This window comes from Streptomyces sp. NPDC058864 (assembly GCF_042742985.1).
Lineage (GTDB): Bacteria > Actinomycetota > Actinomycetes > Streptomycetales > Streptomycetaceae > Actinacidiphila.
This window is the reverse complement of record NZ_JBHYMQ010000025.1, coordinates 91,027-101,066: the sequence shown is the minus strand read 5'-3', so window position 1 is coordinate 101,066 and position 10,040 is coordinate 91,027. Positions and strand designations below refer to the sequence as shown.

Below are 10,040 nucleotides of genomic sequence, written 5' to 3'. Positions count from 1 at the left end.
CCCTCGGGTCGAGGGGGCGCCGCCCGTTGCATGTCCGCCGGCGTCAGTGCCAGGTGTTCGCCTGGTGGCGGCTCCATCGCCGCACGGCGCCAGTCGCTCCCGGCGGGCGGCCTACTGCCAGCCCGCGTCGTCCGGGGTCACCTGCCGGCCCGCGTCGTCCGGGGTGACCTGCCAGCCGGCGTCCGCGACGAGAACGGAGGAGGACGGAACCGCGTCCGCCGTCGACGGGAGCGAGACCACCGGGGCGGCGAGAGCCGCGGCAAGGACGAGGGAGGAGACCGCGGCGGCCTTGGCGATTCGGGTGCGAAGCATGCCTGTTTCCGTTCATTCCGAAGGAGACGTGCGGTGTCCGGCCTGCCCTCGCGTCCCGCGGTGACGCCTGGCCCGGCCGGTGACCAATAGGTTCGTCGCAGCTCGGACCTGTGAGAAGAGTTCCGGGATGGACGGAAAGGGCCTTGGACCGATGCGTCCACACGCGCCGGTTCAGCCCGGTCTCCGGGGCAGGAAGGCCAGCGGCATCAGCGGCACCCCAGCGCCGGTCAGACGCGCCGCGGCCAACTGATCCACATCGCACAGCAGTCGGCGGCAGACCCGAAGGGCCCGCTCCTCCGCCTCGTCGAGCCCACCGGCCAGCAGATAGAAGCCGAGCGTGAGTTCGGAGGGCGGGACCGGGTGCACGGCGACGTGTTCGACGCGGTCACGGGGGACGATCGACGATCGCACCAACGCCTTGACATTCTGCGGCAGTTCTTCACCTGGGGGCAGTTCCAGATGCGCGTGGACCAGGTACATGCGCTCCAGAGTCCCAGCCGAGGGCGCCGACAAGTCGCCTTGCGCACTGGACCGTTGAGGCCCTGGCCGGTTCCGTCCTGCCTCTGTGACGATCCCCCGTCCCTCTGCGAACATCATCGTCGAGCAGGGGGATGCCGTGCGTAGGAAAACCAGGGGGAACCAGATGCTGACCGCTCTCGGGCTCGATTCCGTCACGGAGACGGTGTACCGCGCCATGCTCGGGCATCCGTCCGCCGGTGTCGCGGCCCTCGCCCAGGCCGTGGGGCTCTCCGCGGAGGAGGTGGGCGACGCACTCGACACACTGAGCGAGCTGGCTCTGGTACGCCCGGCCGCCGGGGACGCCGGCCGGCTCCGGGCCGTCTCGCCGGACATCGGCATGGAGATCCTGATGGGCCGCCAGCAGGCTCAGCTGGCGGCCCAGCAGCAGCGCCTCGAGGCCTCGCGGGCAGCCGCGGCCCAGCTCATCTCCGAGTACGCCGAGCTCCGCCCAGCCACCAGCCATCCCGGGGTGGAGCAACTGGTCGGCCTCGACCAGATACGGGACCGGCTGACCGTGCTCACCCGCGAGGTGCGCGAGGAGTTCCTGACCTTCGCCCCGGGCGGGCCGCAGACCGCGGAGAACATGGCCGCTTCACGGCCGCTCAACCAGGACCTGCTGGACCGCGGGGTACGCATGCGCACGATCTACCTCGACAGTGTCCGCACCCACCGCCCGACCGTCGAACACGCCACCTGGCTGGCCGAACTGGGCGGCCGGATCCGCACGACCCCGTCCCTGCCGACCCGGATGATCATCATGGACCGGCTGACCGCCATGATCCCGGTCAGCAGCGACGACACCGCCGCGGGCGCCGTCCTGCTGACCGGGCAGGGCACGCTCACCGCGCTGTGCGCGCTGTTCGAGACCACCTGGGAGGCAGCCCAGCCGCTCGGCGAGATCGTCCCCACCAGCCCGAACGGGCTCACCGGCCAGCAGGCGACCGCCCTCCGGCTCCTGGCCGAGGGCCACACCGACGAGGCGATCGCCAAGCGGCTCGGGGTGTCGCACCGCACGGCCCGGCGGATCGCCTCCGAGCTGATGGACCGCCTCGACGCGCGCAGCCGTTTCGAGGCGGGCGTGCGCGCCGTTCAGCGGGGCTGGCTTCCGGACCGGATCTGAACGCCCGCCAACGGGACCGCACGGCGCATCGGGCCCCGGCTGCCGCGACCGGGTATGTGCCATCCGCCGTCGTCGTCATGCCGGGGAACGGTTGCTACGTCGCCGATCGGGTGGCTTCTGCCGGGGCGGCCGGCGGGACCGGCTCGGCGCGTCCTTTGCCGCGGTGGCGGTCCATCGCGCGCCATTCCGGCCGCAGGCCCGCGAGATTGGTCGTCAGGAAGTACACGATCCCCGCAACCACCAGCACCGGTGCGAGACCCACGCCCGCCACGGCCGCGCCGCCGAGCAGGCCGCCCAGTGGAATCCCGGCCCAGGTGAGGGCCTGGCCGATGCCCCGGACCCTGCCCACCATCTCCGGCGGGATCCGCTCGTACGTGACCGCGCCGATGATCGGGTTGATGAAGCCGCCCCCGAGGCCGCCGATGCCGATCACCACCGCCACGGCCCACAGCGGAGCCCCCGACGCGAGGACGAGGAACCGCGGCGCCCCCGCGACGAGCCAGCCGAGGAAGAACACCGGCCGACGCCGCAACCGGTGCGCCACCGCCGCGGCGACGAAGCTGCCGACCGTCGCCGTGACGCTGAACGCCGCCCACACCAGGCCGATCGCGGCCGGCCCGTGACCGGACTCCTTGGCCCACACCGGCACGAACACGGCTGCGCACGCGGCGTCCAGCAGATTCGTGACGCCGATCATCGCGCTGAGCGTGAGCAGCAGCGGCTCCCGGCGCAGGAACGCGAAGCCCTGTCGCAGGCGGTGCCAGTAACCGCCTTCCGTGCCACCTTCGGCCCCGGCGGTCCCTTCGGGGCGCCCGTGCGGTCGTCCCATCCCGCGTGGCAGCGCCGCGGCGACGACCAGCGAACCCAGCACGAAGCAGGCCGCGTTGACGCCCAGTCCGGCCATCGGGCCCACCAGTGCCACCAGGGCGCCCCCGGCGGCGGGCCCCACGGTCCCGGACAGGCGCTCGACCACGCCCTCCAGTCCGGTTGCCCGCTCCAGCGGCACCCGGCTGAGCTCTGCCGCCTCCGGGATCATGACGTCCTTCGCCAGATCCCCGGGGCTGCGGACGGCTCCGATCACGGCGACCAGGGCCAGCAGGGCCCCGAACGACAGCATGCCTGCGGCGTGCAGCACGGGGATCAGCGAGGCGGTGGCCGCGCTGACGACATCCGCGACCCACGAGATCCGGCGCGGTCCGACCCGGTCGACCAGCGGCCCGGTGAAGGCCTTGACCGCCACGTAGGGGCCCATCTCGCAGAACGCGACCAGACCGGTCTGCGTGGCGCTGCCCGTGGTGACGAGCACGAACCACGGAATGGCGATGGCCGAGATCCTGGTGCCGCTCTGCGCGACCAGCAACGCCGTGAGGATCCCCGCGAGCGGCCGCAGCCGCGCCGGGGCGGCCGTGCTCCTCCCCCCGGGCGGCATCAGCTCTCCGCCTCCTGCTCGGCGATGTCGGCATCGGGCAGCACATGGACGTTCACCCACACCCGCTCGGCGCCTTGGGGTTCTTCGTCGTCCGATGCCCGTCGGTACCGGTTGATCACGGACCAGATCTCGTCCCGCAACTCCCGGGCCTCTGCCGGAGTGACGCGCAGGGCGGTGTCGCTCATGTCGAACGCCTCCCGCCAGGGCCGCGGCAGCGTCTGCAGACCGTTGAGAGCCTGCTGGGTGCGCAGGGTGTACGCGTTGTGCACCGACTGGAGATACGCCAACGCCGCCTCGGGCTCCCGCTCTGCCAGCTCTTCGGAGTTGAAGCGGGTCAGCTGGTGCACCGAACGCCACCACCGTTCCCGCGCGTTGCCCCTGTCCGGGTCCTCGGCAACGAAGCCGGCCGCGGCGAGCTGGCGCAGATGGTAGCTGGTGGCCCCCGAGTTCAGTCCCAGGCGGTCGGCCAGCTGCGTGGCGGTGGCGGGTCCGTGGTGCCGCAGCAGACCGAGCAGTTGTACGCGCACGGGGTGGGCCAGGGCGCGTAGGCCCTTGGCGTCCAGGACGACGGATTTGTCCGCGGGAATCTCTGCCATGCACATGCACGCTAGACCGCAAAGCCCTCTTTGCAAAGACTCCCTTGCGAAGAATCCTTTGCGGACTTGCCCAGCCGGACGCCTGCCCGCACACCGGTCGATGCCCCGGAGCCCTCCGCGAGCCGTCAGGCGGAACCTCGGCGATTCGGCCAAATTCGCTGTTCCCCGGCCCTCTTGCGGGATCCGGGTCGGTGCATCCGCCACGCTCCCGCATGCGCTCCGTCTCGGGCTTCCGGGAGCGACCGAAAAACGTGTGTTCGATATTCCGGCCCGGGTCGTTGAACACGACGACCGCGCCGGACCACCCTCAGGGAAGCAACCGGTCCAGCGCGTTCCCAGTGCACCGCCGCCCCTTCGGCACTCAGATGGAGGATGTCATGCATCGTCGTCCCGCCTCCCCGCCCCCGCCCCCGCCCCCGCCTTCGCCCTCGCGATGTGGACGGCGCCGACGCCCGCTTGACGGCATGCACCGCGTCGCCACTCGGGGACACCGCTCGTCACGTCCGGCCCCGAGGTGGGCGGCATGAGCGAGCCCTCCGATGCGTCAGCCGACGCGATCCCGGGTCCGCGGACCACCTCGCTCCCCCTGCCCCCGGCCTCCGTCCGGAAGGACGACGGCGAGGAGGGCGACATCACCGACGGTCTGGAGGAGGCGTACTGGTCGGTGCACGACGGGGCCGCCGCCAGCGCCAGCGTCCGCCAGGTCCTGGCCCGTCTGCCGAAGATCACCGCGCTGATCGGGCGGCTCGCCTGGCAGGCCGACCGCCCGGCCACCACGGCGGTCGTCGTCTGCCAGCTGTCGTCCGCCGCCATGAGCGCGTTCGGTCTGCTCGCCTCGGTCGCCGTCCTGCAGCACCTGTTCGCGGGAGGCCCCACCCCCGATCGCGTCCGCGCCGCCCTTCCGCAGATCCTCCTCGTGGTCGGCTTCCTCGCCGCTCGCGCGCTGCTGGAGGCCGCGGTCGCGACAGCTCAGGCCCGTGTCACGCCCAAGATCCGCACCGCGCTCGAGTGCGACTTCCTGCGGCTCACCGCGCACGTGCGGCTGGAAGCGGTCGAGGACGCCGACTGGCACGACGAGGTCTACCGGGCCAACGACCGCGGCCTGTTCTACGCCCGGCAGATCGTCGGCCAGGTCGTCTCCCTGGCCTCCGCCGCGCTGGGTCTGGTCGGCACCGCCGGCGTGCTCGGCGTCCTGCACCCCGTGCTGCTCCCCCTGCTCCTGTTGTCCGTCCTGCCGGTGGGCGCGGCCGCGGTCCGCAGCGCCCGGGCCCGCTTCCACTCGTTCAAGCGGTGGAACGCCCTGCAGCGCCGGGTCCGGGTGTTCTCCTGGCTGCTGCTCGACGTGGAGGCGGCTGCCGAACTGCGCTCCGACACCGCGCAAGGCGCGCTGCTGGAAGAGCACCGCCGGCTGACGACGCAGATCGCGGCGGAGGACACCCGCCTCGGTGTGCACTCCGCCCTGCTCAACCTGGCCGGTCGTTCCGTGGGCGGGGTGGGCACCGGCGTCACCTACGTCGCTCTCGCGGCGATGCTGATGGCCGGGTGGCTGCCCTTGGCGGCGGGTGCCGGCGCCGTGCTGGCCATCCAGGCCGGGCAGGCCTCCCTCGTCCGGCTCGTGGAGGTCGCCCACCTCGTCTACGAGCAGGCCATGTGGGTCGACGACCTCCTCGCCGTCCAGGAACGATGCCGCCGGCTGCTGCCCGTCGAGGCCGCCCTTCAGGCCCCGGACCGCGTGAAGACCATCACCCTGCGGGACGTGCGCTTCGCCTACCCCGGCAAGACCGCTCCCGCCCTGGACGGCATCAGCCTGACCCTGCACGCCGGGCAGACGGTCGCGTTCGTCGGCCTGAACGGATCGGGCAAGAGCACCTGCGCCAAACTGCTCGCGGGCCTGTACGAGGCACAGGGCGGCAGCGTGTGCTGGGACGGCGTCGACATCCGCACGATGGACACGCAGTCGCTGCACCGTCAGGTCGCCTGCGTCCTGCAGGACCCGGTGCGCTTTCCCTTCAGCGCCCTCGCGAACATCACCGTCTCGGCGGGCGAGCTGACCACCGCCGAGCCGGGGCTCGCCATGGACGCCGCACGCGCCTCCGGCGCCGACGCGGTGATCGCCGCACTCCCCCGCCAGTGGCACACGCTGCTCTCCAAGCGGTTCAAGGGCGGCCAGGAACTGTCCGGCGGCCAATGGGCCAAGATCGCGGTGGGTCGCGGGATGTACAAGAACGCCCCGCTGCTGCTCCTTGACGAGCCGACCGCCAGCATGGACCCGCCCTCCGAACACGCCGTCTACGAGGCGGTGCTGCGCGGCCGGCTCCGCGACGACCAGATCACCGTGCTCATCTCGCACCGGCTGGCCAGCGTCGTCGACTGCGACCGGATCTACGTCTTCGACGCCGGCCGCATCGTGGAGTCCGGCTCCCACGAAGCACTGATGGCCCTGCGCGGCGCCTACGCCGCCATGTTCACGCTCCAAGCAGGCGGCTACCAGCCCCGCACCACCACCGCGGCGCCCACCGAGGAGATGACGCGTTGACCGACATGCACGGCGCCCGGGCACACGCCTGGTCCATCGCGGAGCGCGAGTACGCCCGCCATGAGCAGCGCCGCGGCCGCCGCCACGCCTACGCCCACCTGGACCCGGCCCGCAGCGCGCTGGTCGTCGTCGACATGGTGCCGTTCTTCGACGGGCCCTGCTTCCGCGGCATCATCCCGCAGATCCGCAGCCTCGCCGCCGCGCTGCGGGCATCCGGCGGGCTCGTCGCATGGGTCGTTCCGGGGGCCGGGCCGCGCGGCGCGGCGCACGAGGAGTTCTACGGCCGCGAGGTGGCCGAGCTGTACCGCGCCTCGGGCGGCAGCGGGGAGCCGGCCGACCGCCTATGGCCGCAACTGGGCGTGGACACCGATCGTGACGTGGTCGTGGAGAAGACGGCGAGCAGTGCGTTCTTCCCGGGCTCGTGTCCTCTGCCCGAGGTACTGGCCGCAAGCGGCGTCGACACCGTGCTGGTGTGCGGGGTGGTGACCGATGTGTGCGTGGCCGGCTCCGCCCGGGACGCCTCGACGCTGGGACTGCGCGTGATCGTGGTCGCGGACGGTGCGGCGGCGGACAGCGACGAGGTCCACAACGCGGCGCTGCGGACCCTGTACCGGTCCTTCGCGGACGTGCGCCCCACCGCCGACGTCCTGGATCTGATCCGGGCGGGCCGATGACCCCCTCCCCGGTCGGCGGCACAGGCGCCGGCCTCGACCGCGACGCGGGGCGGTCCCTGTGGCGGCACCCCGACTTCCGCAACTACGCCGTGGGTCAGGGCATCTCGGTCGCGGGCAGCGGGGTGACCTCGGTGGCCTTCCCGGTCGTGGCCACGCTGCAGTTGCAGGCGTCCACCCTGCAGGTGGCCGGCCTGGTGGTGGCCGGGCGTCTTCCGCCGCTCCTGTTCACCCTGCACGCGGGAGTGCTGGCCGACCGGTGGCCCAAGCGGCCACTGGTGATCGGCTGCGAGCTGGCCACGGGCACGGTCCTGGCCAGCATCCCCCTGGTGTCCCTGGTCGCGACGCCGTCGCTGCTCCAGCTGTACGCGGTGACGTTCCTGGTCGCCTCGCTGCAAGTGCTGGGCAGCACGGCGTCGACGAGCTTCGTTCCGCAACTGGTGGAGCGCCATCGGCTGGTCGAGGCCCACGCCCGCCTGGGCACGGGCAATTCGCTGGCGGACACGGTCGGGGCGAACGTGGGCGGGGTGCTGGTCGGCCTCCTCGGGGCGGGGCGTGCGGTGGCCGCGGACTCCCTGTCCTACCTGCTGTCGGCCGTGTTGCTCATGCGCGTCAAGACGGTGGAGCCCGCCCGGGATCCGGGTGATCGCCCGGACAGCATGTGGGCCGACATCCGCGCCGGACTCACCTACACGCTCCGCACGCCGGTCGTCCGCGCGGCCGTGCTGTCCAACTGCGTCTCCGCGAGCGCGATGTCAGCGTGCGCGGCGATCTGGGGCCTGTTCCTTCTGCGTACGTTGGGCTGGCCTCCCACGGTCCTCGGCCTGGTCATGGGCGCGGGAGGGATCGGAGGTGTGATCGGCGGCATCACCGGCCGCCACCTCGCCGCACGTTACGGCCCAGGGCGCGTCATCGTCACCGCCCTGGCCCTGGCTCCCGTCACCCAGCTCCCGCTGCTCCTGGCGCGCCCGGGCATCGTCACTCAGGTGGCGATCGGGACGGCGATGGTGGTGCAGACGGGCTGTGCGGTGGCCAGTGGCGGGCTGATCCGCAGTGTCCGCCAACTCCTGGCCCCGCCGCGGTTGCAGGGCCGCGCCCAGTCCAGCGGCATGTGGCTGGCGTTCGCCCTGCGTCCGCCGGCCGCGCTGCTCGCCGGGGTTCTGGGCACCGTCATCGGCCTGCGCCCCACCCTCGCAGTGATCACCTGCGTGCTGGCCGTGCCGGCGTGGATGTTGTGGCGCTCACCCGTGCGCCACCTGAAATCGCCGGCCATCTCGTCACCTCCGCCTCCAACCGTCCTGCCGAGCCCCGCTCCGCCGTCCGAGCCCGCCTCCGAGAACGCACGGGAGTGACCCCACGGATCACCGGCCTCCGCCACCGCATCGGCCAACGCCCGGCCCAGTCCCGACGAACACCCCGTCACAAGCCATCGCCGCGTCATGCGTCCCCCCGTGTCGATCACCGCGGCACGTCGGCCGCCCGAAAGCGATCATGGCAGCCCGAGCCGGCCACCAGCAGAGGCGCACGGGGGCAGGACCGGAGCGCGAGCAGGCTCTCCGGCGTGCGTTCCGCGACGTGCACGAAGCCTCGTCCGCAGTGGCGCCGCGCCCGCCCCCGCGGGCCCCGCGGCGCGCTCCGGCACGGCATCCGCGCGCGAGCCCGATGGGCCGGTGCGCCGGCCGGAGAGGTCGCGGAACAGGTGGGGTCACGGCGATCGGCATCGGCGAGGCGGGCGCCTTCCTCGGTCTGGACGTCGGCAAGAGCATTGACGAAACGCATGGAGGCACCCGCCGCCTTCCGGCCATCCGCTGTTCACTCACGCCTGCAGAGGGCCGGGATAAAGTGCGCCTTCAACATGGGTGAACTGATCGCCTGTGACCCGATCCGAGGAAATTCACGTGTCCGACCCCAAGAACGCCGACGCCGTCGTCACGGAACAGCCGCCCGCGGGCTACTTCATCGCCCCGCAGCCGCCGGCCAAGAACGGCTTCGCCATCGCCTCGCTGATTCTCGCCTTCTTCTTCTCCCCGCTCGGTCTGCTCTTCGGCATTCTCGGCATCGTGCGGGCCGGCAAGGTCGGCGTGGGCAAGGCACTGGCCTGGGTCGGAACCATCCTGTCCATCCTGTCGCTCGCCGTCGGCATCGCCATCACGGCCCTGGTACTCCCCACCGTGCTCAAGGCCACGGACGCGGGCTGCATAGCCGCCAAGGAGTCCATCACCAAGTACGACCCGATATTCGCGAAGGAACAGGACCCGAAGAAGCTGGTCGGGCACTTCAACGCCGCTGCGGCCGAACTGGACGCGGCCGCCGCCAAGGCCGACGACGACGCCACCCGGCAGGCCGTCAAGACCCTGGCCGCGGACTACAGGGACCTGGCAGGCATCGTCGAGAAGGGCACCGAGCCTCCCGCGGACCTGGAGAGCCGACTGGAACGCCACGGCGCGGCGATCGACTCGGCCTGCGGCACCATCGGTAGCTGACCGCACGGCGATCGGAAGCCCGGCCCTCGCGTTCGAGCGGGCGCCGGGCTTCCGCCGTGCCGAGGACCGCGGGAAGTTCACCCAACGGCTCGGGCCGAGCTGCGGGGCGAGTCCGTGCGGGTGCTGGGCCGGATCTCCGGCCAGTCGACGCAGCCGCAGCCGTGCGGGCAGGGCAGGGCACGGGACCAATGCGGATTCCCCGGGTCGTGGCCCGAGCCGTCCGCCCCTGCGGCCTGTCTGGGCTCACCGAGCCGGACCAGCGGTGATCGCACCAGGGCCCGCCCAGGCGGGTACCGGACGGCTGTGAAGCGGCGGAGACGGACCGTGATCCGCTGCATCATGACGGGGGACACGACCGCACCGCGCGGGCGAGT

General features: G+C 72.4%; 9 protein-coding genes. 5 read left to right on the top strand and 4 right to left on the bottom strand.

Going from position 1 to position 10,040, the window contains the following annotated elements; all coding sequences use genetic code 11:
* Nucleotides 1–111: 111 nt before the first annotated feature.
* Together ACFW3D_RS20705 and ACFW3D_RS20700 are read right to left on the bottom strand one after the other, a co-directional pair.
* On the bottom strand, nucleotides 112–312 hold the full coding sequence (locus ACFW3D_RS20705; RefSeq protein ID WP_500505687.1) for a hypothetical protein: 201 nt from the start codon (nucleotides 310–312) through the stop codon (nucleotides 112–114).
* A 171-nt stretch (nucleotides 313–483) separates the two neighbouring features.
* Nucleotides 484–792: a hypothetical protein gene (locus tag ACFW3D_RS20700; protein WP_500505686.1), complete on the bottom strand. Its 309-nt coding sequence runs from the start codon at nucleotides 790–792 to the stop codon at nucleotides 484–486.
* Nucleotides 793–955: 163 nt separating this feature from the next.
* On the opposite strand from ACFW3D_RS20700, the gene ACFW3D_RS20695 reads away from it, so the two are divergent.
* Nucleotides 956–1,951, top strand: coding sequence for a helix-turn-helix domain-containing protein (locus tag ACFW3D_RS20695; RefSeq protein WP_500505685.1), 996 nt, complete (start codon nucleotides 956–958; stop codon nucleotides 1,949–1,951).
* Between the two features lie 94 nt (nucleotides 1,952–2,045).
* Here the strand turns inward: ACFW3D_RS20695 and ACFW3D_RS20690 are convergent, their stop codons facing one another.
* Both ACFW3D_RS20690 and ACFW3D_RS20685 read right to left on the bottom strand, forming a co-directional pair.
* On the bottom strand, nucleotides 2,046–3,380 hold the full coding sequence (locus tag ACFW3D_RS20690) for an MFS transporter (RefSeq protein WP_500505684.1): 1,335 nt from the start codon (nucleotides 3,378–3,380) through the stop codon (nucleotides 2,046–2,048).
* The gene (locus ACFW3D_RS20685; RefSeq protein ID WP_500505683.1) at nucleotides 3,380–3,976 is read right to left on the bottom strand and encodes an ArsR/SmtB family transcription factor; all 597 of its coding nucleotides are present in this window, start codon (nucleotides 3,974–3,976) and stop codon (nucleotides 3,380–3,382) included. Before ACFW3D_RS20685 ends, ACFW3D_RS20690 begins: the two co-directional genes overlap by 1 nt.
* A 523-nt stretch (nucleotides 3,977–4,499) precedes the next feature.
* Here ACFW3D_RS20685 and ACFW3D_RS20680 point away from each other — a divergent pair.
* The 4 genes from ACFW3D_RS20680 to ACFW3D_RS20665 all read left to right on the top strand — a co-directional run bounded on the left by ACFW3D_RS20680 (nucleotide 4,500) and on the right by ACFW3D_RS20665 (nucleotide 9,666).
* Entirely contained in the window at nucleotides 4,500–6,512 is a 2,013-nt protein-coding gene (locus ACFW3D_RS20680) for an ABC transporter ATP-binding protein (RefSeq protein WP_500505682.1), read from the top strand.
* Nucleotides 6,513–6,517: 5 nt separating this feature from the next.
* A complete protein-coding gene (locus tag ACFW3D_RS20675) occupies nucleotides 6,518–7,186 on the top strand; it encodes an isochorismatase family protein (protein ID WP_500505696.1) in 669 nt (222 codons plus the stop codon).
* Nucleotides 7,183–8,535 carry an MFS transporter gene (locus ACFW3D_RS20670; protein WP_500505681.1) on the top strand — a complete coding sequence of 451 codons (1,353 nt, stop codon included), beginning with the start codon at nucleotides 7,183–7,185 and terminating at the stop codon, nucleotides 8,533–8,535. The genes ACFW3D_RS20675 and ACFW3D_RS20670 overlap by 4 nt, the downstream gene beginning before the upstream one ends.
* Nucleotides 8,536–9,081: 546 nt before the next feature.
* Entirely contained in the window at nucleotides 9,082–9,666 is a 585-nt protein-coding gene (locus ACFW3D_RS20665; RefSeq protein ID WP_500505680.1) for a DUF4190 domain-containing protein, read from the top strand.
* The last annotated feature ends 374 nt before the right edge of the window (nucleotides 9,667–10,040 follow it).